Origin of the sequence: Jeongeupia wiesaeckerbachi (assembly GCF_050916355.1) — a bacterium.
Lineage (GTDB): Bacteria > Pseudomonadota > Gammaproteobacteria > Burkholderiales > Chitinibacteraceae > Jeongeupia > Jeongeupia wiesaeckerbachi.
Genome location: NZ_CP136946.1, coordinates 2342723 through 2367742, shown reverse-complemented (window position 1 = coordinate 2367742; position 25020 = coordinate 2342723). Strand labels below are relative to the sequence as shown.

25 protein-coding genes are annotated in these 25020 nt (G+C 61.0%); 10 read left to right on the top strand and 15 right to left on the bottom strand.

Going from position 1 to position 25020, the window contains the following annotated elements; genetic code table 11:
* Window positions 1-40: 40 nt before the first annotated feature.
* Window positions 41-862: a M15 family metallopeptidase gene (locus R0382_RS11545; protein ID WP_432719735.1), complete on the bottom strand. Its 822-nt coding sequence runs from the start codon at window positions 860-862 to the stop codon at window positions 41-43.
* A gap of 168 nt (window positions 863-1030) precedes the next feature.
* Here R0382_RS11545 and tssJ point away from each other — a divergent pair, with 168 nt between their 5' ends.
* From tssJ to tssE, 4 genes are read left to right on the top strand one after another with little or no spacing between them, the layout of a single operon-like run.
* Complete coding sequence (gene tssJ / locus R0382_RS11540) at window positions 1031-1588, top strand: type VI secretion system lipoprotein TssJ (protein WP_432719734.1); 558 nt, start codon at window positions 1031-1033, stop codon at window positions 1586-1588.
* Window positions 1589-1635: 47 nt separating this feature from the next.
* A complete protein-coding gene (gene tssK, locus R0382_RS11535) occupies window positions 1636-2985 on the top strand; it encodes a type VI secretion system baseplate subunit TssK (RefSeq protein WP_432719733.1) in 1350 nt (449 codons plus the stop codon).
* Window positions 2986-3004: 19 nt separating this feature from the next.
* Window positions 3005-3700, top strand: a complete 696-nt coding sequence (gene icmH, locus R0382_RS11530; RefSeq protein WP_432719732.1) for a type IVB secretion system protein IcmH/DotU — start codon at window positions 3005-3007, stop codon at window positions 3698-3700.
* A complete protein-coding gene (tssE, locus tag R0382_RS11525; RefSeq protein ID WP_432719731.1) occupies window positions 3697-4179 on the top strand; it encodes a type VI secretion system baseplate subunit TssE in 483 nt (160 codons plus the stop codon). The genes icmH and tssE overlap by 4 nt, the downstream gene beginning before the upstream one ends.
* Here the strand turns inward: tssE and fliJ are convergent.
* The 11 genes from fliJ to R0382_RS11470 form a co-directional block, all read right to left on the bottom strand.
* A complete protein-coding gene (fliJ, locus tag R0382_RS11520; RefSeq protein ID WP_432719730.1) occupies window positions 4176-4601 on the bottom strand; it encodes a flagellar export protein FliJ in 426 nt (141 codons plus the stop codon). The genes tssE and fliJ overlap by 4 nt on opposite strands.
* A gap of 14 nt (window positions 4602-4615) precedes the next feature.
* A complete protein-coding gene (gene fliI / locus R0382_RS11515) occupies window positions 4616-6013 on the bottom strand; it encodes a flagellar protein export ATPase FliI (RefSeq protein ID WP_432719729.1) in 1398 nt (465 codons plus the stop codon).
* Window positions 6006-6785, bottom strand: a complete 780-nt coding sequence (locus R0382_RS11510; protein ID WP_432719728.1) for a flagellar assembly protein FliH — start codon at window positions 6783-6785, stop codon at window positions 6006-6008. The genes fliI and R0382_RS11510 overlap by 8 nt, the downstream gene beginning before the upstream one ends.
* A gap of 3 nt (window positions 6786-6788) precedes the next feature.
* On the bottom strand, window positions 6789-7745 hold the full coding sequence (gene fliG, locus R0382_RS11505) for a flagellar motor switch protein FliG (protein ID WP_432724163.1): 957 nt from the start codon (window positions 7743-7745) through the stop codon (window positions 6789-6791).
* Window positions 7746-7784: 39 nt separating this feature from the next.
* Complete coding sequence (fliF, locus tag R0382_RS11500; RefSeq protein ID WP_432719727.1) at window positions 7785-9494, bottom strand: flagellar basal-body MS-ring/collar protein FliF; 1710 nt, start codon at window positions 9492-9494, stop codon at window positions 7785-7787.
* Window positions 9495-9579: 85 nt separating this feature from the next.
* On the bottom strand, window positions 9580-9900 hold the full coding sequence (gene fliE, locus R0382_RS11495) for a flagellar hook-basal body complex protein FliE (RefSeq protein ID WP_432719726.1): 321 nt from the start codon (window positions 9898-9900) through the stop codon (window positions 9580-9582).
* 51 nt (window positions 9901-9951) lie between these two features.
* A complete protein-coding gene (locus R0382_RS11490) occupies window positions 9952-11265 on the bottom strand; it encodes a sigma-54-dependent transcriptional regulator (protein ID WP_432719725.1) in 1314 nt (437 codons plus the stop codon).
* Between the two features lie 39 nt (window positions 11266-11304).
* Complete coding sequence (locus R0382_RS11485; protein WP_432719724.1) at window positions 11305-11931, bottom strand: chemotaxis protein CheB; 627 nt, start codon at window positions 11929-11931, stop codon at window positions 11305-11307.
* 33 nt (window positions 11932-11964) lie between these two features.
* Window positions 11965-13689, bottom strand: coding sequence for a SpoIIE family protein phosphatase (locus R0382_RS11480; RefSeq protein ID WP_432719723.1), 1725 nt, complete (start codon window positions 13687-13689; stop codon window positions 11965-11967).
* A 7-nt stretch (window positions 13690-13696) separates the two neighbouring features.
* A complete protein-coding gene (locus R0382_RS11475; protein WP_432719722.1) occupies window positions 13697-14002 on the bottom strand; it encodes an STAS domain-containing protein in 306 nt (101 codons plus the stop codon).
* Window positions 14003-14086: 84 nt separating this feature from the next.
* Complete coding sequence (locus tag R0382_RS11470) at window positions 14087-15259, bottom strand: sensor histidine kinase (RefSeq protein ID WP_432719721.1); 1173 nt, start codon at window positions 15257-15259, stop codon at window positions 14087-14089.
* Between the two features lie 210 nt (window positions 15260-15469).
* Here R0382_RS11470 and R0382_RS11465 point away from each other — a divergent pair, with 210 nt between their 5' ends.
* The 6 genes from R0382_RS11465 (at window position 15470) to R0382_RS11440 (ending at window position 21796) form a co-directional block, all read left to right on the top strand.
* Window positions 15470-16420, top strand: a complete 951-nt coding sequence (locus tag R0382_RS11465; RefSeq protein WP_432719720.1) for a chemotaxis protein — start codon at window positions 15470-15472, stop codon at window positions 16418-16420.
* Window positions 16421-16461: 41 nt separating this feature from the next.
* Window positions 16462-17385, top strand: a complete 924-nt coding sequence (locus tag R0382_RS11460) for a chemotaxis protein (protein WP_432724161.1) — start codon at window positions 16462-16464, stop codon at window positions 17383-17385.
* A gap of 42 nt (window positions 17386-17427) precedes the next feature.
* Window positions 17428-17817 (top strand): chemotaxis response regulator CheY, encoded by a 390-nt coding sequence (gene cheY / locus R0382_RS11455; RefSeq protein ID WP_432719719.1) that lies wholly within the window; start codon window positions 17428-17430, stop codon window positions 17815-17817.
* A 43-nt stretch (window positions 17818-17860) separates the two neighbouring features.
* Window positions 17861-18625, top strand: a complete 765-nt coding sequence (gene cheZ / locus R0382_RS11450) for a protein phosphatase CheZ (protein ID WP_432719718.1) — start codon at window positions 17861-17863, stop codon at window positions 18623-18625.
* A 30-nt stretch (window positions 18626-18655) separates the two neighbouring features.
* Window positions 18656-20509 carry a chemotaxis protein CheA gene (locus tag R0382_RS11445; protein WP_432719717.1) on the top strand — a complete coding sequence of 618 codons (1854 nt, stop codon included), beginning with the start codon at window positions 18656-18658 and terminating at the stop codon, window positions 20507-20509.
* A gap of 66 nt (window positions 20510-20575) precedes the next feature.
* The gene (locus R0382_RS11440) at window positions 20576-21796 is read left to right on the top strand and encodes an EAL and HDOD domain-containing protein (protein WP_432719716.1); all 1221 of its coding nucleotides are present in this window, start codon (window positions 20576-20578) and stop codon (window positions 21794-21796) included.
* 64 nt (window positions 21797-21860) lie between these two features.
* Here R0382_RS11440 and R0382_RS11435 read toward each other — a convergent pair whose 3' ends face one another.
* From R0382_RS11435 to R0382_RS11425, 3 genes are all read right to left on the bottom strand, one after another.
* Window positions 21861-22478 carry a hypothetical protein gene (locus tag R0382_RS11435; RefSeq protein WP_432719715.1) on the bottom strand — a complete coding sequence of 206 codons (618 nt, stop codon included), beginning with the start codon at window positions 22476-22478 and terminating at the stop codon, window positions 21861-21863.
* Window positions 22479-22651: 173 nt separating this feature from the next.
* The gene (locus R0382_RS11430) at window positions 22652-23806 is read right to left on the bottom strand and encodes an HPP family protein (protein WP_432719714.1); all 1155 of its coding nucleotides are present in this window, start codon (window positions 23804-23806) and stop codon (window positions 22652-22654) included.
* A 71-nt stretch (window positions 23807-23877) separates the two neighbouring features.
* Entirely contained in the window at window positions 23878-24939 is a 1062-nt protein-coding gene (locus tag R0382_RS11425; RefSeq protein WP_432719713.1) for a phospholipase A, read from the bottom strand.
* Window positions 24940-25020 lie beyond the last annotated feature (81 nt).

Below are 25020 nucleotides of genomic sequence, written 5' to 3'. Positions count from 1 at the left end.
TCATTGCGTTCACAACCTCGTTGCTTTCATTGCAAATGGCCTATCGCTTCGCACGGGTCAGCGAGGCGATCGAACCGGGTACTTCGATATGGCCGTAATCCTTGAAACTCCAACGCCCACCCCAAGTCAGTTTCGCGGCCTCGGCCTCTTCGCCGAGCGCGGTATAAGCCTGCATTGCCCAAGGGTCGCGCTCGGAAATCACGATCTTGCCGCTGCGAATCGGTGCCAAATCGACGGCCATGCCGTACTGATGCTTGCTCTGGCCACCCTTGGCCTTGGTCACCAGGTTCTCCTGTGATGCCAGCGAGTCCTGCCTTTCCGGGCTGCGATAGCCTTCAAGCAGCGCCAGCGGGTAGCCGCGCGCCTCCATCCTGGCCATCAGCGCCAACACCCGCTGGACGAAGTCCGGATCGAGTCGGCTCCAATCGCGGTCGGCACCCGCCAGCGACGGCCGCTCGCTGGTGACAAACATCGACGGCGGCAACGGCGGCGGCGGGACCAGCTTCTCTTCGGTCAAGGCCAGCTGGATATTGCGCAGCGATGCGTATTCCTGCGGGCCAAGCTCGCCAAGCACGTGGTAGCCGGCCAGCCTTAGCGTCAGCAGCACCACCATCGAGATGAGCAACACCGATACCAGCAACAGGCGGCCACCGCGCCAGCGCGATGGTCTCTGCTCCCGGATGAGTACGGGCTGAGAGTCCGTAAGCACCGGGCGCGACGCCACGACCACATCGGGTTGAGGCGCGGCCGGAGCTTGCGCCACCACAACGGAGCGGTCCCAGTAAAAGAAGCGCCACCCTAACCAGGCCAATGCCAGCAACAGCAAGGACAGACCGGAAAGCAGCAAGACAACGTTGTTCAAATCGACCGCTCGTCAGCTAACAGACGGTTAAAATAAGCAAATACTTAACAAATAAGCACCAACAAACAAGCAACCAACAAACTGGATACTTTCTAAGTCATTCAAAAATCCGAGAGAAATGTATAATATTTTTCCCGTCTCATCAAAGTCATCTGAACGAGCATGAACATGAAACATCGCTTTTTTGTAAGAAAAAAGCCCGTTCGCGGCTTGGCGGCCGTCTTGGCTGTGCTGGCGCTGGCGAGCTGTGCATCAGGTCCAAAGGACTACGCGATCCAGGGAGAGGCAGCGCCGATCATCAACCGGGACACTGGCGGCAAGCCGCTGTCGATCGTCGTTCGGGTCTATCAGCTCAAGGACGCCGCCGAGTTCAACAAGCTGACTTTTGATGCCACATCCAGTGGAAAATCTGACGCAGAACTTTTTGGTAACGACCTGATTTCCCGTAGCGAACTGGTGCTGGTGCCGGGTAGCAAGCAAAGCATCAAGGATCAGATCAAGCCGGAAACGCGCTTCGTCGGCGTGGTCGGCTACTTCCGCAAGCCGGATACGAACCACTGGCGCTTTCTGGTCGACGCCGGCGATGTTCGCAGCGACGGGCTGACCTTCAAGGTCCAGGATTGCTATCTGCAGGTACAGGTCCCCAAAGCGCTGCCGCAGCCAGGTGTCCCGGTCGCGTTCAAACCTGACTGCGCCCCCTCGTCCAAAACCGCCGGTCGCCGATAAACGCCGCGACAAATTTGTAAAAAGGAGACGGCGAAGCCGCCCAGCCTATGCTCGACGCCAAACGCATCCTCTGGGGAGAGGGCATGTTCCTGCGCCCCCAGCACTTCCAGCAGCAGGCACTGCATCACGCCAATCAACTCACCCATGCCGTGCACAGCCACCATCGCCACGCCTGGGGTCTGCAAGGACTTGAGCTCGACGATGCCGCGTTGCGCGGTGGTCAGATTCGGGTCGATGCGCTGTCGCTGCTGTTCCGCGACGGCACCGCGTTCAGGGCGCCAGCCACGGAACCCCTGCCGCGCTCGCGCGATCTGGCGGAAATCCCGCAGCTGGGTGTCGAGACCACGCTGTATGCCTGCCTCGCCCATTTGATGCCGTACGGCGGCAACACGGTTGCCGACGCCGGTACAGGCAATCGGCCAACCCGCTTCCGCAGTCAGCAACTGGCCGCGGCAGATCTATATACGCAGGCGCTTGAAGCCGATCTGAGTACGCTGGATCTCGATGTCCGGCTGATGGTCGAAGAGGAAAACCGCGACGGTTACGATTCGATCCCGATTGCCCGGCTGACCAAGAACGCCACCGGTCAGTGGCAGCGCATCGACGACTATCTGCCGCCGCTGCTGACCGTCGCGGCAGCGGCACCGGTGACGCGCATCCTGCGCCGGCTGCTCGACATTCTGGTCGTGAAGAGCCAGGCGCTCGCCGGTGCGCATCGCGAACGCGCCAAGAACGTCATGGAATACGGCACGACCGACATCGCATCGTTCTGGCTGCTGCACACGGTCAACCGCAATTTCGCGCGACTCAATCACCTGGCGCGTTGCGAACCGCTGCACCCGGAAGAGCTCTATCTCGCGCTGGCTGAATTCTGTGGCGAGCTGCAGACGTTCTCGAGCATCTATTCGCTCGGCGACCTGCCCCCCTACCGGCACGATGCACTGTCGGAAGTACTGCCGGTCCTCGACGCACAGATCCGCGAACTGCTCGAGACGGTGATTTCGGCGCGCTACGCGGTCATTCCACTCAATCAGCCCAAACCGTCGTTCCATATCGGCCGACTCGAAAGCGACCGCCTGATCGACAACGTCGACTTCTACCTGTCGGTGCAGAGCGATCTGCCAGCCGCACAGGTCATCGAATCGGTGCCATTCAAGTTCAAGATCGGTGCACCGGATGACGTCGAGAAGATCCTCAACTCGGCGCTGCGCGGCGTCAGCCTCGCCCACGTCGGTCAGACGCCTTCGGCGATTCCGGTTCGCGTCGGCAACCATTACTTCGCGCTCGAACCGCGCGGCGACATCTTCCAGCGCATGCTGCAATCCCGCTCGGTCTGCATCTACGTGCCGCAGACCCTAGCCGAACTCCGGCTCGAGCTGATTGCGGTATTCCGCTGACCCCACACAAGGATCCGGCATGAACGCCCCCACCGACATCGCTCACCCGCTCAGCGTCGAACAGCCCACCGCCCCGGCGCTGCGCGACATGCTCGAAGACGGGACCTACCTGCTTTTCCTGCTGCGCGATGGCAATGCACCGAACAGCACGGCCGAATTCAACCGTCGCGTCGACCAGTTCCTCGCCCAGTTCGAACGTCATGCACGCCAGTTTGGTAAACCCGGCGATGCAATCGAGCAGGCTAAATACGCCTTCTGCGCGCTGATGGATGAAATCGTTCTGTCGTCCGATTTCCCGCTGCGCGAAGAGTGGGAGCGGATGCCGCTGCAGCTGCGGCTGTTCGGCGAGCACCTTGCCGGCGAGGGTTTTTTCGATCGCTTGGAAATGCTGCGGCTCGACCCGGCGAAGCATGTCGAAGCCCTTGAGGTTTTCCAGACCTGCCTGCTGCTCGGCTTTCAGGGCAAGTACCTGCTCGAAGGCAGCGAAAAGCTCGGCTACCTCGCACACCGTCTTGGCCAGGAAATCCAGCAAGTCCGCGGCGGCAAGGCTGAATTCGCGCCGAACTGGAAGCTGCCGCAGCGTTTCCAGGCCTTTGTCCGGCACGAACTGCCGCTGTGGCTGTACTTTGCGGTACTCGCCATCGTCGCGGTCGGGATTTTCGTCGCCTATCGCATCCTGCTCGGCCAACAGGTCGGCACGTTCATCGGCGGATGAGCCGCCACGCCGTCTCGATCCAGCCGTCGATCCTGGACCGATTGCTCGACGATGAACCGGATCGCCCGCCTAGCGGAAGCTGGATGCTGTTCGACATGCCCGACTTCAAGCGGGCTTTGGCGCGCGATCTGGAAGCGCTGCTGAACACACGGACGATCGATTACAGCGAAATATTCGAAGCCTACCCGCTGGCGGCCGAAACGATGGTCGGCTTTGGCATTCCCGATCTTTCCGGTGTCAGCCTGCTGAATCCGGAAGATCGCGAGCTGTTGCGCGAGCGGATACGCAAGGCGATCGAGCGGCACGAGCCGAGGCTGGGACGGGTACGCATTTCACTGGAAGCGCCGCGCGAACTTGAACGCGCGCTGCGTTTTCGCGTCGACGCCATCCTCAAGATCCACCCGCACAGGCCGCCAGTGGCGTTCGATGCAACACTGCAGCTGTCGTCGAACGTCTACAAGATTCGCCCGGGTGGCTAGCGCGGCCGGCTGTTGAACTCGTCGAGCAGCTTCTGCTCTCGTTGCAGTTCGAGCTTGTCCTGTTGTTTGCCATGGCGAACCTTCAGCGCCTCGTAGGCCTTGAGTTTCTTTTCGCACTCGACAAACCGCGCCAGCGCGGCGTCGCGCTCCATTCCCAATCGCGCGACCTCGGCCAACTGCTGCTTGGCCGCATCGTCGAGCTTGCCGAGAAACAGCTGGTAATCGCGAAACTGCACCACGGTAATGCCGGACTGCGCGCTCTGGGTCAGCTTGCGGCGGTACTCGTCGCAGTACTGCTGAATCTGCCCCAGCCGTTCGCGCGCGCCCTGCTCCGCCGCCTGGGCGGCCTGCAAGGCCTTGGCCTCCCGCTCGCGTGCCTCGCTAGCGAGTTCGAGCAAGAATTCAAAACGGAATTTGGCCATGATCTAGCGTCGACTCATGCAAACAGCCCGGCCAGCTTGGTACGGGCGCCGGCGTAGCTTTCCTGCTCGTGGATGCGCTGCTGCAGGAAGCCTTCGAATGCCGGATAGCGGCGAATCGCCTCGTCGAGCAGCGTGTCCGACCCAGGCACGTAGGCACCGACGCTGATCAGATCGCGCGAACGCTGGTAGCGCGAGTACAGGTACTTGAAGCGCCGCACCAGCTCGAACTCCTCCGGGGCGACGATGTCATGCATCACCCGGGAAATCGATGCCTCGATGTCGATCGCCGGATAGTGACCGGCTTCGGCCAACTGACGGCTGAGCACGAAATGGCCGTCGAGAATGGCCCGCGCATTGTCGGCAATCGGGTCCTGCTGGTCATCGCCTTCGGACAGCACGGTGTAGAACGCCGTGATCGAACCACCGCCTTCGCGACCGTTGCCGGCCCGCTCGACCAACTGCGGCAACCGGGCGAACACCGACGGCGGATAGCCCTTGGTCGCCGGCGGCTCGCCGACTGCCAGCGCGATCTCGCGCTGGGCCATCGCATAGCGCGTCAACGAATCCATGATCAGCAGCACGTGCTTGCCCTGATTGCGGAAATACTCGGCGATGCTGGTCGCGTACGCCGCACCGTACAGCCGCAACAGCGGCGGCGTATCCGCCGGTGCAGCGACGACCACCGAGCGCGCCAACCCTTCGTCGCCAAGAATGTTCTCGATGAAATCCTTGACCTCGCGACCGCGCTCGCCGATCAGCCCGACAACAACAACGTCGGCCGTCGTGAACCGCGCCATCATGCCGAGCAAGACCGACTTGCCGACCCCCGAACCGGCAAACAGGCCAAGCCGCTGCCCGCGACCCACGGTGAGCATCGCATTGATCGCGCGGACGCCGACGTCCATCACGTCGCGCACCGGCTGGCGATCCATCGGGTTGTAGGCTCGGGCAAACAAGGGTGCGTAGGCGTCGACCTGCAACTTGCCGCGACCATCGAGTGGCCGCCCCAGCCCGTCGAGAATCCGCCCGAGCAAGCCCCAGCCGACCGGCACCTGACGCCCGTGGTCTTCGAGCCGTCGCGCTGGCGGCTTCGGATTGCCATACTCGGGAATCCAGGCGGCGACGTCCTCATAGGGCACGACCTCGGCCCCCGGCTCGACGCCGTAGACTTCACTGATCGGCATCAGAAACAACCGGTCGTCGTTGAAGCCGACGACGACGGCCTCGACCGGATGGCCACCGGGCGTCATGACCTCGCACGATGCACCGAGCGGCAGTTTGAGCCCGGCAACTTCGAGTACCAGCCCGGAAACGCGAACCAGTTTGCCACGTGGCTTCCACGGCCGGATCCAGCGGACCGCGTCACTGCAATCGGCCAGATACTGCCGGCAGGCCTGCAGCCGCTCAGCCACCGCTGCCGGCTCCATCGGCCGGCGAAACCGGCGCATTCCAGCCAAGCTCGCCACGATCGGCCCGGTTCAGCACGCGCAACATCGTGTGCCAGCGGGCCGGCAGCGCCAGATCGATCTGTGTCGACGCCGTTTCGATGCGGGCGTCGCCGGAATTGAGGCGCGGGTCGGCGATCAATCGCCACGTTTCGCCGGACAGCTCGATTGCCAGCATCGGTTCGAGTGCATTCAGATCGTCCGGGTGCAGATAAAGCCGGGACGTGCCACTGGCGGGTGGAATGCCCGAGAGCGCCTCGACAATGGCCGGTAGCAACAGCTTGCGATCGGCGGCGACCTCTTGGCGCACCAGTTCGCGCGCCAGCACCAGCGCAAGATCGAGTACCGATTCGGCCAGGTCGTGCTCAGCGCCAGCGACCAGATTGTCCAGCGAACTCAGCACGCCCTTGAGCCGTCCGATTTCGTCCTCGGCAGCCAGACGCCCCGCTTCGAGGCCAGCATCGAAGCCTTCGCGCATGGCCTGCTGTTCGATCGCCTCGATTTCTTCGGCCGTGGGCAGACTGACCTCAGCCACCGGCAGCGACTCGTACACCGTTGCCGCGTCGTCGACCGGCGCCGGCAAAACCGGCTCGGGTTCGACCTGAACGACCGGCGGCAACGGCGCCGCCGCAGGCTGCGGCTGTCGTGCCCGGCGCTCCTCGTCGATACCGCCCAGTTCCCAGCGCTCCCAGGCGGTGAGCTCCTCGCGCGGAATGACGCGTCGATGCGGACCGGCCATCGCTTAATCGACCAGGCCTTCGTCGCCCTTGCCGGACAGGACGATCTGGCCCTCATCGGCAAGGCGACGGACGATTTTGAGGATTTCCTTCTGCTCGGCCTCGACTTCGGACAGCTTGACCGGACCCTTGGCTTCGAGGTCGTCGCGCAGCATCTCGGCCGCGCGCTGCGACATGTTCTTGAACACTTTGTCCTTGAGCGCCTGGCTTGTTCCCTTGAGCGCAACAATGAGCGAATCGGACTGGATCTCGCGCAGCAGCATCTGGATGCCGCGGTCGTCGATATCCAGCAGATTATCGAAGGTGAACATTTTGTCCTGGATCTTCTGCGCCAGCTCCGGATCGTAGTCGCGGATGCTCGAGATCGCCGAGGCTTCAGTGACGCCGCCCATGAAGTTGAGGATCTCGGCAGCCATGTGCACGCCACCCATCGCACTCTTCTTGATCTTGTCCGAACCCGACAGCAGCTGCGTCAGCACATCGTTCAGTTCGCGCAGCGCCGCAGGCTGCACGCCCTCGAGCGTCGCAATCCGCAGCAACACGTCGTTGCGCACGCGTTCGACGAAGTGCGCCAGGATCTCGGAAGACTGATCCGGCTCCAGGTGCACCAGGATGGTCGCGACGATCTGTGGATGTTCGTTGCGGATCAGCTCGGCCACCGCGACCGAATCCATCCACTTCAACGACTCGATCCCATTGTTGTCGTTGCCTTGCAGGATGCGATCCAGCAGATTGGCGGCCTTGTCCGAGCCCAGCGCCTTGGTCAGCACCGAACGGATGTACTCGTCGGCGGCACCCAGATTGGCGCGGCTTTCGGTCGACAGGACGAAATCATCCAGCGCGGTGTTGACCTCTTCGCGCTGGACGTTTTCCATATTGGCCATGGCGAAGCCGAGCCGCTGTACTTCCTTGGGACCGAGGTATTTGAATACTTCGACCGCGGCATCTTCGCCCAGCGTCATCAGCAGGATCGCTGCCTTGCGCACGCCTTCTTCGTTCACTCAGCCCACCTTGTTCGGATTTGCCGCGTCTTCTTCGCGCGCCATCCATTCGCGCAGGATGGTCGCGACCATGCGCGGGTCATTCTTGGCAATTTCCTTGCCCTGCTGCAACTTGTCGGCAAAGGCCGAAAGCCGGACATTGTCTTCCTCGGCCCTTTCCTGCCGTTGCGCAGCATGCGCTTCGTCCGCGGCGAGCGGCTCGCCCAGCTCGAGATCGACCGGCTCCGGTATCTCGCGTGCACGCGCAAGATCGCGCATCAGCGGCCGCACAACGAAAAGCAACAGGTACAACACCGCCAGCGCAATCAGCCCCAGCTTGAGCAGATCGGTCATGTTGGCGCGCGCAAAATCGAGCGCCTTTTCCTGCAGCGGTTTGTCGACCAGCGGATGCGACTCGGCAAATGCCGCATTGACCAGATTGATCGAATCGCCACGATCCTTGTTGAAGCCCATGGCCTCGCGCACCAGATCGTTCAGCTGCACCATTTCCTGCTGACTGTATGGCACATAGGTCGCCTGACCGCTCTTGTCGCGACCTGGCTTGTAATTGACGACCACGGCGGCAGACAGTCGCTTGACGTTGCCGACCGGCTGTTTGACGTGCTGGATGGTCTTGTCGAGCTCGTAGTTGGTCGTCGCGTTCTTGCTGCTGTTGGTGTTCCCGGTGCTCGAGGCCGCAACGTCAGACGCCAAGGGCACGCTGATCGGCGCAACCGCCGCACCGGGCGGCTGGTTCGACAATGCACCGGGGACACCGCCCACCGCTTCGGTAACGTTGCGTCCCAGTTGCTCAGCCGTTTGCTGGCTGCGGATGGCGGCGGCGTTGGGTGGACTGTTCGGCTTGAACGTCTCGCTGGTCTGCTCGACCTCGGAAAAATCAACCTGGGCCGTCACCTCGGCACGCACGTTTTCCTTGCCGACAATCGACGCCAGAATCGCCTGAATGCGTTCGACGTAGTTCTTTTCGATCTGCTGCACGTAGACGAGCTGTCGGGCATCGAGATTCGGCTGATTCAGATCCTGTGCCCGGGACAGCAGGTCACCGTTCTGATCGACAACGGTGACGTTCTTCGGTGGCAGGTCCGGAATGCTGGCCGACACCAGATTGATCACGCCGGCGACCTGGCCGCTATCCAGCGAACGACCCGGCTGCAGCGTCAGTAGCACCGACGCGCTCGGTTTCTGCTGGTCACGCAGGAATACCGTCTGCTTCGGAATGGCCAGATGCACGCGCGCCTTCTCGACCACCGAAATCGTCTGGATCGATTGCGCCAGCTCGCCTTCGACCGCGCGCTGGTAATTCACCTGTTCGGCGAACTGCGAGACGCCGAACTTCTGGTTGTCCATGATCTCGAAGCCGGCATTGCCGGCACGCGGCAAGCCTTGGGCAGCCAGCTTGAGGCGCGTATCGTAGATTTTGTCGGCAGGAACAGAAATCGTACCGCCCGCATCGAGCTTGTACGGCACGTTCATCTGCTGTAGCGACTGCACGATGGCGCCGCCGTCTTTATCGGGGATATTGGTGTAGAGGATGCGATAGCTGGGGCTGCTGCTGAGCAACCAGACGCCGACGGCTGCGGCGATTAGCACGGCCGCACCAATCATCATGCCCAGCTTGCGGGCATTGGGGATCGCGGCAAATCGCTGACGCCACGCTCCGGCACCCTGCCCCGATCCGAGATTGCCGCTCGTCGCGCCCGCTTCAGCCATAGAAAATCAAACTAGGTAGTTGGAATCGTTAACACGCCATTCTAACTGTTTTCAACCTAGCACAGTAAGCCAGCACCGAAGTGCATCATACCTGCATGTTCATGACTTCCTGGTACGCGCTCACCAGCTTGTTGCGGACCTGCACCATGGTCTGGAAGCTCAGACTGGCCTTCTGCAAGGACACCATCACATCCTGCAGATCTGCCTCCGGCGCACCGCTCTGGAACGCGGCTTGCTGCGCCTGTGCCGACTGCTGCATCTGGCTGACCTGATCCAGTGACGACTTGAGCAGGCCGGCAAAGTCTGCACCACCGGTTGCGTCAGTCGCGGGCGCGCCCTGGCCGGCGGCCTTGGCCGACATGACCTGCAACTGCCCCAGAAGCTGATCGATACCCTGCACGCTCATAAACAATGTCCCGATTGCGAATACACCTGATCAAGCAAGATACGCGCCACCTTAATCGACCCGCGGATCACCGGCCTCTCGATACTGCTGTAACTTGTAGCGCAATGTCCGCTCGCTCATGCCCAGACGCTCGGCCGCCAGCTTGCGGACGCCGCTCACGGCAGCCAGTGTTTCAAGGATATGCTGCTTTTCGAGCTCACGCATGTCCGCTGGTTTAACCGTCACCTCCGGCAACGCGGTCGCGGCACCGGCAAGTTTTGCCTTCGCAACCGGCAAGTACAGGTGTTCGGCGGCAATTTCGTCCCCGGGCGCCAGGATCAGGGCGCGCTGGACGACGTTGTCGAGCTCGCGAATATTCCCGTCCCACACATGTGCACGCAGCGCCGCAGCGGCAGCCGCCGAAATCGTCGGCACGCGCCGCTGCTGCCTACCTGCGTGTTTGGCAAACAAGCTGCGTGCCAGCGGCAGGATATCGTCCGGCCGCTCGCGCAGCGCCGGCAAGTGCAGCGGAAACACATTGAGCCGGTAGAAAAGATCTTCCCGGAATCGCCCACTGAGCACCTCGGCTTGGGGATCCCGATTCGACGTCGCCAGTACCCGGATGTCGACCGGCATCGGCTTAACGCCGCCGACGCGTTCGACCTCGCGCTCCTGCAACACCCGCAGCAACTTGGCCTGCAGCGGCAATGGCATCTCGGTGATTTCGTCCAGCAACAAGGTCCCGCCATTGGCTTGCTCGAACTTGCCAACATGCTGCGAGGTTGCACCGGTAAAGGCCCCCTTCTCATGGCCAAACAACGTCGACTCGAGCAGCTGCTCAGGAATTGCGGCGCAGTTGATGGCAATGAAGGCCTTGGTGGCGCGCGGGCTGTGATGATGCAGAAAACGCGCCAACACCTCTTTCCCGGTACCCGACTCGCCGGTGATCAATACCGACGCATCCGCCTTGGCGACACGCTCGGCAACGTCGAAGATCCGTCGTACGGCGGGATCCTCGGCGATCACATCGTTGTCGTCACCGCCCGGCAACAGGTACTTGGCAACCTCTTGCAGCAGCAGGTCCGGCTCGAACGGCTTGGGCAGGTAGTGACACGCGCCAGCATGCAAAGCGGCGACTGCACGATCGACCACCCCATATGCCGTCATCAGCAAGACCGGCAGCCACGGATAACGCACTTTTACTTCGCGCAACAGCGTCTCGCCGTCCATCGGCTGCATCTGCACATCCGACAGCACCAGCCCGACTCGCTGGCCACCGGCCAGCAAGTCAAGCGCCTCGCTACCGTCACCCGCGCTCAGCACGGGATGCCCGCCAAGCACCAGCGTGTCGCATAGTGCCTCGCGCAACGCGTCGTCATCCTCCACGACCAGAACTGGTAAAGCCACTTCTCAAATCTCCGTCATTCAGTTGGGACGCACCAACGCCAGTCTGGCAAGCAGGCGTTCCGGGATGCGGGACAGCGGTAGCACCTCGTCGACACCGCCAAGCGCAATCGCCTCTTTGGGCATACCAAACACCGTCGCACTCGCTTCGTCCTGGGCAAAGTTGTACGCACCCGCATCACGCATTGCGCGCATGCCGGTGCCGCCATCCTTGCCCATACCGGTCAGCATGATGCCGAGCGCCCGCCCCCCCACCAAATCGGCGACCGAACGAAACAGCACCTCGACCGATGGTCGATGGCGATTGACGGGCTCGTCCTGCGACAAGGCGCAGCTCAGGCGGCCGCCAAGTCGAGCAAGTCGAAGATGAGAATGCCCCGGCGCCAGGTAGGCGCATCCCGGCATGAGTACATCACCGTGCTGCGCTTCCTTGACCTGTAACGCGCACAGTCCATCGAGGCGCCTTGCAAACGATTCGGTAAACATCGCCGGCATGTGTTGAACGATCACGATAGGCGGCAAATTGACTGGCAATGGCACCAGTAGCGATTTGAGCGCCTCGGTGCCGCCGGTTGAAGCACCAACGGCGATCACACGCCCGTCTGCGACGGCAGGACGCACGGCGCCCAATGAGGAAACAGTCTGCATCAACAATGAGAATCTGGAAAAACTGCTACTGCGTCAGGACAAGCCAGCGCGTAAAGCCGGCGGCGTGTCGAGCAAATAATACGCCACGACGTCGTTGCCGGGGTCGCGGAATATCAATGCGCTGCTCAGCGCGCGCACCAAGGCCAGCCCGGTACCCTGCCCTTGATCGGCGCCCGCCACAGCAATACCAGCCCGCCAGTCAAATCCCGCGCCGGTGTCCCGAACATGGATTTTCAGCACGTTGCGCCCGTCACTGCGCAGGCCGGTCAGCTCGATATCGATGCGACCGGATTCGAGCTGCGCCAAGCCATTCGTCCGGGCAGCCAGGTAGCGCTCACGTCCCCCGGGCGCTTGCTTCTGACCCGCGTCAAGCCGAAGCAAGCCGTGATCAAGTGCGTTCGTAAACAGTTCGGTCAGAATCAGGAAGACGTCAGACTGATACGGCGCCAGCGCCTGGATCTCGTTAATGAACGACATCATGAACGGCACGGTGTTCAGATACTTGAGCTCTGCGGCACCCAGTTGCAGCGCGTATTGCCAAGCGGGTTCGCCCCCCTTCAGCAAGGCGCTCAGTACCGCCGGCGCCAAGCGTCTTCCCTCGTCGGCGACCACACCCCGCAGCCGCGTCCCAAAGTGGCCGAGAACCAACGAAATATCATCGTGGTGCGTTGTCTCGCGCAGGTGCATATCCAGATCCGCCTGAACACCGGCAAGACGCTGCTGGGCTGGCACGTTCAACACCTGCTGCAACCTTTGCAACCCAAAGGATTGGCCGTCAGCACTGCGCGCCTCGATCAAGCCATCCGAGTACGCAACCACGGTACCGGGTGAGTCGAAATAGAAGCGCTCGGTTGCCGTCTCAACATCGTGGGTCTCGGTAATCCCCAGCGGCAAATGACGCGACGCCCAGCGATGACATACCTCACCGGCATCATTCACGACCAGCACGGTCGGCATGCCACCGTTCCAGACTTCGATGCAGCCGTTGGCCTCATCGATTGCGATCAGCACCACGGCAACAAAACGGCCGATCGGCAAAACCTGGCGGACTTTCTTGCTCATTTCGACCAGGATGTCCGGAATGGCGTAGCCCTTCTCGGTCATGCTGTAGAACGGCTGCGTCAGCGGCAGCACATTGAGCGCAGCGGTAAGGCCATGGCCGATGCCATCGGCAAGCATCAAATGCAACACCTGCCCCGGTGTACGAGCCGCCGCGATCATGTCCCCGGAAAGGCTTTCGGCGGGCGATAACCAGTACTCGAGCTGCGCGTCGGATAGTCGCTCGGCGTTGACCATTTGCTCCATCAAATGCTGGACAACGCGCTTCTCTTCCTCTGCTCGCGCGTAGTAATCCGCGAGTTTGGCCGACTGCTCGCGGACCTTGCGGTTCAGCGCGAGCGTGCGCTGAAAAGCCTTGAGCTTCGCTTCCAGCACGCGCAAATTGACCGGCTTGTTGATGTAGTCGTCGGCGCCCTGTTCAATCGCTTCGGCCAGTCGGCTTTCTTCACCAATACCGGTCACAAAGACGATCGGCACCCATGTTTCACCGGCCTCGGCCTTGATCGTCGCCGCAGCCTCGGCGCCGGACACGACCGGCATCATCATGTCCATCAACACGAGGTCAGGCCGGGCCTCGCGCCAAATCCGGATGGCCTCCCCCCCGTCGCGCGCCGGAATAGCCACATGCCCCAACGCTTCGACGAAGCGCGAAATCAGCAGCAGGACAGCTTCGGTATCGTCGACGACGAGAATGCGCACAGAGGACTCAGCGGATCGTGAAAATCTTGCCGAAACAGGCGATTTCGAGCACCTGCTTGACGGTGTCGCGGCAATTGACCAGCGCCAGGTTCTTGTTCACGGCGCCGATTTTTTCCTTCAGCAACAACAGCATACCCAGGGCCGAGCTATCCAGGTAATTGACGTTCTGGAAGTCGACCAGCACTTCCTTGACCACCGGATCCGCGATCAGGGTTTCGCATACCTGGCGAAACTCACGGTGAGCGCTGAAGTCAAATTGCCCCGACAGCACAACCCGGCCCACATCCCCTTCAATCTGCACGGTAGGCGACATTTTTCCTATCCAACCTTTTCTTAGAAATTCCAATGGTCCAAACGACCCATGCACAGTCTGCCAGGCGAGCCCGGCGCGTGAACGTCAAACATTAGAGACGTCATTTAGAACTGGCAACCGCACGATGAATTCCGTGCCTTCCCCCAACACCGACGCCACCGTGATATCGCCACCGAAACGCTCAACCAAGCGGTGCACGATCGCCAAGCCCAGACCGGTGCCATCCTTGCGGGTTGTATAAAACGGCTCGAACAGCCGCTCAATATGCTCCGGCGCAATACCTCGACCGCCATCCCTGACAACCATTGTAGCGAAATCAGACTCACAGCAAACAGAAAGCTCTACGCAAGAACCAACTTCACTAGCCTGCATGGCGTTCTCGAGCAAATTCAGCACCAGACCGATCAACTCTTTCGGATCTGCCAGGACTTGCGCGTTTATACCGGTCGAGGCGAACTCAAGCCGCATCTGGCGTGCAATGAATTGCGGCTCGATCGTATGCACCGCTTCGAGCAAGCAGTCGCCGAGCGATACCGGCACCATGTCCAACACGTTGCCGCGAACGAAATGCAACATCCCCTGCGTCAACGCCTCAAGGTGGCGCAAACGATCAACCGTCTTGAGCGCAAAACGACAACGATCCGCTTCGCCCAACTGGGGCCGGGCAAGATGCCCTGCGTACAACAGCGCGGTTGCCAGCGGCGTCCGCAGTTGATGCGCCAAACCGGCCGCCATCTCGCCCATCGCTGCAAGACGCTTGTGTTGCGCCAGCGATTGTTCCAGCGCCCACGTTTCCGTCAGATCCTGAACCAGCAGGATTCTGCATGACTCTTCCGGCACGCTGGTACCAACGATGCGCAGGCGCAATACCCCTCGCGCCTGCGGATACATCCAGAGGTCGGCCTCACCCTGCGTCAGATACTCGGCGCTGAATGCGGCCCAGTCCATTCCCTCCATCAACGGCGCCAACAAGTAGCGCGCGGCGGCGTTCAACATACTTACCGTTCCAGCCGCATCGAGCTCGACGACACCACCGGGCAAACGCTCCATCAGGATGGTCAGGCGGCGCGAGAGCGCGGCTTTTTCATCGAGTTCGCGCCGCAAATGACCGTTGGCGATCTCCAATTGACCGGCCAGCGACACAACTTGCTGTTGCAGCTCGGCGTAAGTATTAGCCAATTGCTGCGACGCTTCGGTAAACAGCGAAAAGGCCGCTTCCAGTTCGTGCGGGTCGATGTTGTTTCCAGGTCCGGGCACGTCGCCAATCCTTGTTGCATAAGCATTTTTAAATTATAAATGGGCTGGAAAGCCGCATCCTGCCTTGTTCATCAGCAAACCCTAAGGTTTTGGCACATCCTGCCGATATACTGGCTCAGCACCCGAAGTGGTCATATGACCGTCCGTCCGAGATCAGGACAAATACTTACAGCCAACGGCAGAAACATCAGGTAATCAGGAGCCCAGCCCGTGTCCGACCTTCTGAAGAAAATCGACGCCAGAACCAAACTCGCCGGCACGAACAAGCTGGAAATCCTGCTGTTCACCCTGGGCGTGGACGCCCGCACCGGTCGGCGCGAAAATTTCGGCATCAACGTGTTCAAGGTGCGCGAAGTCATGCGCACTCCCGAGATCACTCAGGCGCCCGACATGCCGCCGTCGGTGGAAGGCATGGTCAGCCTGCGAGGCGCACTGGTCCCGGTGATCGACCTCGCCAAGTATGCCGGGATCAAAACCGGCAGCAAACCCGAGATCATGATCGTTTCCGAATACAACGGTCAGACTCAGGGCTTTCTCGTTGAAGCCGTCGATACCATTCTGCGACTCGATTGGTCGCTGATGCGCGTCCCGCCGGACATGCTGACCGTACAAATGGGTGGCCTCGTCACTGCAGTGACCGAACTCGACAGCGGCAAGCTCGTCATGATGCTCGACGTCGAAAAGGTACTGGCCGAGACAACGCAGACCGATCAGGCCATCGACGTCGGTGCCGTGGTCCAGCACCAGAAATTCGGCGAAATGACGGTTTTCTTCGCCGATGACTCGGTCGTCGCGCGCAAGCAGATCGAAATGACACTCGACGCCATGGGCGTGCGTCATCAGCAAGCCATCAATGGCAAGCGCGCCTGGGACGAACTGCAGCGCATCGCCAAATCGGCCGAAATCCGCGGCATCCAGGTTCGAGAGCAATTGCAGCTGATCCTCACCGACGTGGAAATGCCCGAAATGGACGGCTACATGCTAACGCGGATGATCAAGAGCGACCCGCGCTTTGCCGGCATTCCAGTTCTGATGCACTCGTCGCTGTCGGGCAACTCCAACCAGAAGCTCGGCCAATCGGTCGGTGTCGACGGTTACGTGCCCAAGTTCGAACCGCACAAGCTGTCCGAACTCGTTGCCCAACACTTGCTAAGCGCCTGAGGCGTGACTTTCAAACGGAGCCTACCGTGAGCCTCACTCCCATGAATCTGCTTGACGATGTCGACGCCCGCACCAAACTCGCCGGCTCGAACAAGATGGAAATCCTGTTGTTCTCGCTCGGTACGCGCGAGACGTTCGGGATCAACGTCTTCAAGGTCCGCGAAGTGTCGCAGACACCGAAAATCACCAAAACGCCGAACATGCCGTTCGGCGTCGAAGGCGTGATCTCGCTGCGCGGCAATATCATTCCGGTGATCTCGCTGTCGAAATTCGTTGCAACGCAGGAGCGGCCCAACGGCGACGCCAACGCAACGATGATCGTCACCGAGTTCTCCAAGCATACCCAGGCCTTCCTCGTGCACGAGGTCGATCGCATCATCCGTGTTGACTGGGACAAGGTCCGCGCACCGGAAAACATGCTGGCCGGCAACCAGGCCTTGATCACCGCCATTACCGAGCTGCCCGACGGCAAACTGGTGTCGGTGCTCGACGTCGAACAGATCCTCGCCAGCGTGATCGGCGAACCGCCGATTCCAGAACTGCAGCAAGTCGGCCTCGATCACGACCAGTTCCTGTTCTTCGTCGACGATTCGGTGGTCGCACGGCGGGAAATCGTCGGTGTACTCGACAAGATCAACGTCAAGTACCACCAGGCCAATAATGGCAAGGAAGCATGGGACAAACTCAGCGCGCTGGCCGGACGTGCGGGCCACGACGGTGAGCCTTTGTCGCAAAAACTGCGGCTGATCCTCGTCGATGCCGAGATGCCGGAAATGGATGGCTATGTGTTGACCAAACACATCAAATCCGACCGGCGCTTCGACGGCATTCCGGTCGTCATGCATTCCTCGCTATCATCCAATGCCAATCGCGCCATGGGCGCGAGCGTGGGCGTCGACGCCTACGTTGCTAAATTCGACCCGATTGTGTTGGCCGACACGCTAGCGCCGTTGCTGACGGCCTGAAGGCGGCTGCTGACCTGCATCCAATGAGTGAGTACACGCTATATGTCCGATAACAATTTGCGCTTTCTCGTGGTGGACGATTTCTCCACCATGCGCCGCATCGTTCGCAACCTGCTCAAAGAACTCGGCTTCGCCAACGTCGAAGAAGCCGAAGACGGCCAGATCGCGCTGCAAAAACTCAAGAACACCCAGTATGACTTTATCGTCACCGACTGGAACATGCCGAACATGACCGGCATCGAGCTGCTCAAAGCCGTGCGTACCGATCCGCAGCTCAAGCATCTGCCGGTGCTGATGGTGACCGCCGAAGCAAAAAAAGAAAACATCATCGAGGCCGCCACCGCGGGCGCATCGGGCTATATCGTCAAGCCGTTCACCGCTGCCACGCTCGACGAGAAGCTCAAGAAAATTTTTGCCAATCTCAACAAGTAAGTCGCCAAGGCGCCTTCCGAGTACACGCATTCAGGAGTCCGACGTGAGCGACCACGCCAATAACAACGCAGACAATGCCGATCTGGAAGCACTGTTCGACAGCATTGCCCAGTCCAACTGGAACAGCACGCCGGCCCCTGCCGCCCCTGCCGCCTCCGCCGAAGCCGCACAATCGGGCGGCCTGGCTGACGAAGCCCAGGCCGAACCGGCCAAGGCCATGTTCTCGCATATCGGCCAGTTGACCCGCAAGCTGCACGACACCTTGCGCGAGCTCGGACTCGACAAGTCGCTGGAAAAAGCGGCCTCGCAAATTCCGAATGCCCGGGACCGGCTGTCCTACATTGCAACGATGACCGAACAGGCCGCCGACCGGACGCTGAATGCCCTCGACGCTGCCAAGCCGCTGCAAGACCGGATCGCCGGCGATGCCCGCAACCTCGGCAACGAGTGGGATCGGTTGCTCGCCAACAAGCTGTCCGTCGACGAATTCAAGGCCTTGGTCCAGCAGACTCGCCAGCACCTGGCCCAAACACAGACCGACTCCGAACGAGTCAGCAGCCAGATGCTCGAGATCATGATGGCGCAGGACTTCCAGGATCTGACCGGTCAGGTCATCAAGAAAGTCCTCGACATGGCCAAGGACATGGAAGCGCAGTTGCTGGACTTCCTGGTGATGTTCTCGCAACAGCACGGCAAGCTCGAAGAAAACGGCCTGCTCAACGGCCCGGTCATCAATAGCGAAGGTCGCACCGACGTCGTCACCAACCAACAGCAAGTCGACGACTTGCTCGAAAGCCTCGGCTTCTGATCATTACCGCCATTTTCCGGGAGTGCCCAAATGCATGATTTCGCCGGCATGGATGACCTGCTTCAGGACTTCATCACCGAATCCTCCGAGCTGATTTCCGAGGTCGACAACAAGTTGGTCGAACTGGAAAAGCGCCCGGACGACCGCCACCTGCTGAACGACATTTTTCGCGGTTTCCACACGATCAAGGGGGGCGCGGGCTTCCTGAATGTCGATGCCATGGTGAGTCTGTGCCACCGCACGGAAAACCTGTTCGACAAGCTGCGCAACGGCGAAATGACGCTCTCGCCGGAATACCTCGATGTAATCCTCGCCGCCACCGGTGAAGTCCGCGAAATGTTCGGTGCGCTGGCACAGGGACGGATGCCGCAGCCGGTCGAGCCCGAGCTGCTCGAAACGCTCGATGCGGTAATTCGTGGTGAAATCCCCGGCAAGGCCAGCGCTACGGTCCCTCCTCCAGTCGCCCCTGCAGCGGCCACTTTGGCCCCGAGCAGCGACGGTAGCGAGCCCGACTGGCAACATCTGTACGACAGCCTGCTCGGCAACGAAACGGCCGGCGCCACGCCGCAGCCGCAGGCTGCGCTCGTCATCGCCGAACCGGAAATCATGCTGAACGAACCTTCGCCACGCCTGCCAGCAAGGTCCGCCAACCTCAGCGCCGCTGCCGGCACACAAGAAACCACGATCCGGATCGACACGCACCGGCTCGATCAGGTGCTGAATCTGTCGGGAGAGATCGGCCTGACCAAAAACCGGCTGACCACGCTGCGCAGCGATGTTGTGTCCGGCAAGATCGACGGCACAACGCTGAAGGCACTGGACGAAGCCATCAGCCAACTCGACCTGCTGGTCGGAGATCTGCAAAACGCCGTCATGAAGACGCGGATGCAACCGATCGGCCGCCAGTTCCAGAAGTACCCGCGCTTGGCGCGCGATCTGGCCCGCCAGCTCGGAAAAGAGGTCGAACTCGTCATCAGCGGCGAGGAAACCGAGCTCGACAAGACCATGCTCGAGGATCTGAACGATCCGCTGGTTCACCTCGTCCGCAACGCGGTCGATCATGGCGTCGAGACGATCGAAGAGCGCCTGGCCGCCGGCAAGCCGGCCAAGGCGATCGTGCAGTTGAGCGCCACCCAGGTCGGCGACCACATCCTGATCGAGATCACCGATGACGGTCATGGCATGCGCCCGGATGTGATCCGCAAGAAGGCCCTCGACAAGGGCCTGATCGACGCGGAAACCGCCAACAGCCTTGATGACAAGCAGAGTCTGCAACTGATCTTCCTGCCGGGCTTTTCGACCAAGGATCAGATTTCCAGCGTCTCGGGCCGCGGTGTCGGTATGGATGTGGTCAAAACCAACATCCAGAAGCTCAACGGCCGTATCGACATTCAGTCGGTCGTCGGCGAAGGCACGCGGTTCTCGATTTCGCTGCCGCTGACATTGGCGATTCTGCCGGTGCTGGTGGTGCGCGTCTGTGATCAGGCCTTCGCAGTGCCGCTGGCGATGGTGCGCGAGATCATTCCGATCGACAACCGTGCCGTTCAGGAGGTCTCCGGTCGCGCGACCATCGTCGTTCGCGACGAAATCCTGCCGGTCAAATCGCTCGCCGGCCTGCTCGGCTGGCCGGAAACCCAGGTGCCGCGTTTCGGCGTGCTGATGCAGAGCGCCGAGCATTCGTTCATCCTGGCGGTCGACAGCTTCATTGGCCGCGATGACGTGGTGATCAAGCCGTTGCAGAACATCCGCCCCTTGGGTGTCGCCGGCGCAACACTTTCGGGTGACGGCTCGGTCGTACTGGTGCTTGATATGGAAGACCTGCTGGCAACGCCTGCTGCGGACACCGCGGCCCCAAGCGCCTCCCGCTGGCTCGCGACCGCATGACGGGACGATAAGAATCAGCACTCGCTGATACAATGGCAGCCAACTCGCCAGCACGTGGACATAACGATGACGCAAGATCACGCATTCATTGGCCGCCAACCGATTCTCAACCGGCAACAGCAAATCATCGGCTATGAGCTGCTGTTCCGGTTGGATAAGGACGCGCAAAGCGCCGAATTCACCAGCGACATGCAGGCCAGCACGAACGTGCTGGTCAACACGCTGACCAATATGGGCACCGACTGGCTGGTTGGGGGCAAGCTTGCCTTCATCAACGTGGCCGAATCGATGCTCGAGAGCAACTTCCTCGAGCTGCTGCAACCGCAGCGCGTCGTTCTAGAGGTTGTCGAGTCGACCCAGCCCTCTCCCGAGCTGTTGCAGCGGCTGCAAAGCCTGCGCGCCCAGGGTTTCGGTATTGCACTCGATGATTTTGTGCTGACGCAGGAAAGCATACATTTCGTCGAGCATGCCAACTACATCAAGCTCGATATCCAGATGCTCGGCATGCCGCAAGTGCCGGCACTGTCGCACGAGCTGCGCAAGTTCCCGACGTTGCAGGTCGCCGAGAAAGTTGAAACCAAGGCCGAATTCAAGCAATGCCTGGAGATCGGCTTCGACTGCTTCCAGGGCTACTACTTCGCCCGCCCGGAAACGCTATCGGCAAAGGTCATACACCCGAGCTACGCCAACATCCTCAACCTGCTGAATATGCTGCGCAACAACGCAGAAATTCGCGATATCGAGAATGCGCTCAAGTGCGACGTTGCGCTGTCGTTCAAGCTGCTGCGTTACATCAATTCGGCCGGTTTTGGTCTGTCGTGCGAAATCCAGTCGTTCCGTCACGCAGTGACCATCCTCGGCTACCAGAAGCTGTATCGCTGGCTGACGCTGCTGCTGGTCACTGCTGCGGCCGAAAGCGGCTCGCCGCCGGCGCTGCTGAAAACCGCCGTTACGCGCGGCCGACTGGTTGAGCTGCTTGGCAGCCACTATCTCGATGGTCAGGAGAAGGACAACCTCTTCATCGTCGGCATGTTCTCGCTCCTCGATGTCCTGCTCGACATGCCGATGGAAAAGGTACTGGAAACACTGATCCTGCCGGAAAATATCTGCGATGCGCTGATCAACCGCAGTGGCGTCTACGGCCCGTTCCTCGAACTGGCCGAGGCTTGCGAAGACCCGGACATGTCCGAAGTACCGCGTCTGACCGAGCAGCTGCAGATCACCGCCGATGTGCTCAACCGTTCGCACATCAACGCAATGAGCTGGGTTGAGGAGCTGGATCTCTGATTCGCGCCCCCCCCCAAAAAAAAAGCCCGTCATCCGACGGGCTTTTTTTAGGGGTTAGGCGGCCTTACTTGGTGTCCCCAAGCGAATCGATCCGCCAGCCTTGGCCGCGGCTTTCGATGACCGCGGTGAACTCGGTCTTGCCTGCACCAGTGGTCAGCTTGGCAAATTCGGGATAACTGGTCTGAATATCCGCATCGGCCTGCCAAGCCGCCGGCGAGGTGATCTTGTAGGTATAACGGACATGATGGCGGCGGAAGTCGCTACGCTCCTCGTCGGTCTTGTCCTCGACGATCTTGTCGACCTCGAGCGAGCCACTGCAGAACCCCGGGCCGGCAGGATCGGCCAGGCCGGTATAGACCTCGCGACCGGCATCAGTCGGCTCGAACTCGATCTTGCCACCGTCAGCCTTCACCGCCTTGATCAAGCCGACCTTGACCAGCGCAGCCAGTTGCGCGCCGTTCGGCTCGGTCAATTTGGCATAATCCTTGTCGACCGGTTCGGCAAAACGTACCGGCATCGGAATGCAGCTGCGCTCAGCGGTATACAACTCGCTATTGAGCGCATTGACGATCTCAGCCTGATCGACCTTCACGACGGTTTCATCGCTGCTGCCGCCCTTGTCACATGCACTCAATCCTGCGGCCATCAACAGCATCAATCCGGTCTGCTTCAGATAACGCATTGGATCTCCTTGTCGGCGCCGGTAAACCCATCCGGGAATTCAAACGGCTTGTTACAGAATGTACAAACATCATACCCAAGAACAGGATCGGTGCAATTGCGCTGGCGCAACAATTTCGTAAGAGAAGCCCTAGCCAACGGTTCAGCATCGGTGTGACCCGGGACCTGTGATATTCAGGCGCCCGAGGTGCCATGCTGCGACAGCGCGGCAATCAGGTCCGACTGCGTCACCATGCCGACGAGCCGGCCGCCCTCATCGACCACCGGTAAACGATGCAGGCCACGATCGGCCATCAACGGTACGAGTTCGCGCACCGGTGTTGTGTGCGGCACGGTCACCGGATGCCGGCTCATCAAGCCATCCACCGTCAGCGCTGGGTGCCGGTGTTGCGGCAAGGCCAGTTCGGCATCGGCCTCGATGTGCTTGAGGAAGTCGACCAAGGCAATGATGCCGGCAACGCGACCACTGTCAGTATCGACCACCGGCAAGGCGCCAATCCGGTGTCGCCGCAGCAGCGCCCATGCTTCACTCGCCAGTGCTCCGCACGGCAGGACGACCAGATCGCGTGACATCAGCTGACCACAGTCAAGCTCCCCCCACTGGCGCGCGTAGGCATGCCGTTCGGCCCGCGCCACGATATTGCCCAGCTCTTCGGCGCTGACGTCGACCACCTCACCGAGTTCGCGCATCGCAGCGTTCAGGTCATCCTCGCGCAGGCCAACGCGCGCGGTCGGCAACGGATCTCGCGTGCCATGTGGATTCTCGTGTGCACGTGCCAGCGGGTATCGGCGGCCACGCACGCTGTTGTTGGCAATCAAGGCGACCGCCAGCAGGATCAGCGCATTCACCAGCACCGGCATCCAGACAAAACCAAAACCAAGATGGGTCACCGCATCGCCACCGAGCACCGCGGTCAGCGCGGTCGCCCCACCCGGCGGATGCAGACAACGCGCATACAGCATCGCAGCGATCGACAGCCCGACCGCCAGCGCAGCGATGAATTCGATCGGCAGCCACGCGCCCAGCCAGCGCAGACTCGCCACTCCGATCAGCGCCGACAGCATCTGGCCGCCGATCAGCGCCCACGGCTGCCCGACCGGGCTGCTCGGCATGGCAAAGAGAATGACCGAGGCTGCCCCCATCGAGGCGACCAGCCAGGGCAACAAAGCCGGGCCGAGCAAGGCATGTGTGACCAGTCCGCAGATCAGGATCGCCAGTAGGGCAAAGCCGACAGCGCGCCAGCGCTCAAGGTGGCCGACCGTCGGCGGCGGCGGGACGAAACGGGACAGGCGGCGGGGCCAGCGGGTTGGATCGATCAGGGTTCGCATGGGTCGACAAGGCGGCGTGACGCCGCAACATTCACCATTTTGGTGCAAACCATGACTTTAGCATCGCCGCCTCAGCGGGTGAAGCTCACACCGAAACGCAGGCTCTGCGTGTTTTCGTCATAGGTGCGCAGGCTCTCGCCGTAGCCGTTCCAGTACTGCAGATAAGCATACAGATCCATCCCGGCGAAGGCCCGTAACGGATAGCTCAGGTTCAGCTCGACACCGCCCTTTCCCCCTTTGCCAAGACGCGCCAGCGTTGAAATCATCCAGCCCTGCGTATCGCCAGCCCGCAAACGCCAATCGACGTAGCCACGGTAATCGGCGATATCCGGATTGTCCGAAAGACTGCCCAGATAGGTGTAGATCATCGGCTGGAACAGCAGATTCCAGCGCAGCTGATCGCCGAACAGAAAGCTCGGCCTGATAAACAGCTGGTTCAGGCTTCTTGATGCATCGCCCCCCTGACCATTCGATTCATGACGGTAGCCGATAGCCACATCGGTGCGGCGGACCCCGGGCAGCACCAGGACATTGGCCTGCTCGTAATAGAACTCGGGCTGATAGCTGGTATCGAAGAAGGGGCTGGAGTCCTCGCCGATATCCCAAAGCGATGTCTGGGTATAGGCGAAACGCAATCCGGCCAGCCAGGGATGGCGCTGAACGTAGTCGTTCTCCGGATCAAAGAACTGGTATTTGAAGCTGAACTGGAAGCGCGCATCGTCGAGGGAAGGATCGACGACGATGAACATCGGCTCATAGGCCGAGAATCGCTGCGGCTTGTAATCGGCCAGCGAGGTATTGCGGATCTGCCAGTCCGGTGCCAATTGCGGTGGCGCCTCGGCGACCTGCTGGTCGACCGCTGCGGTATCCGGGACCAGCCGGTAGCGGACGACTTTGGCCGATGCAGGCGGCAACTGCAGCGGCGTCTGCTCGCTCGCACTGCAATCGATTCCGCCGGGGCATACCAGCTGTGCCGGCGGCACGAAGGTCTCCGGCGTTTCGCCTCGATTGACGAACAAGACCTCGACGTCGTCGACACCGATTCTCGTCGGCAAAAACACCGTCTCGGCGGCGTAGAGCGGCGCCAATCCCCCCGCGAGCATGGTCAGGCCGATCAGCCTCGATACCCTCATCTACGCCCCCCTGTTCCAAGGAACCCGGCGTGCCAAGCCGGTACCCGTTGCCGGGCCGCCGTCGGTTCTGATTACACGGCT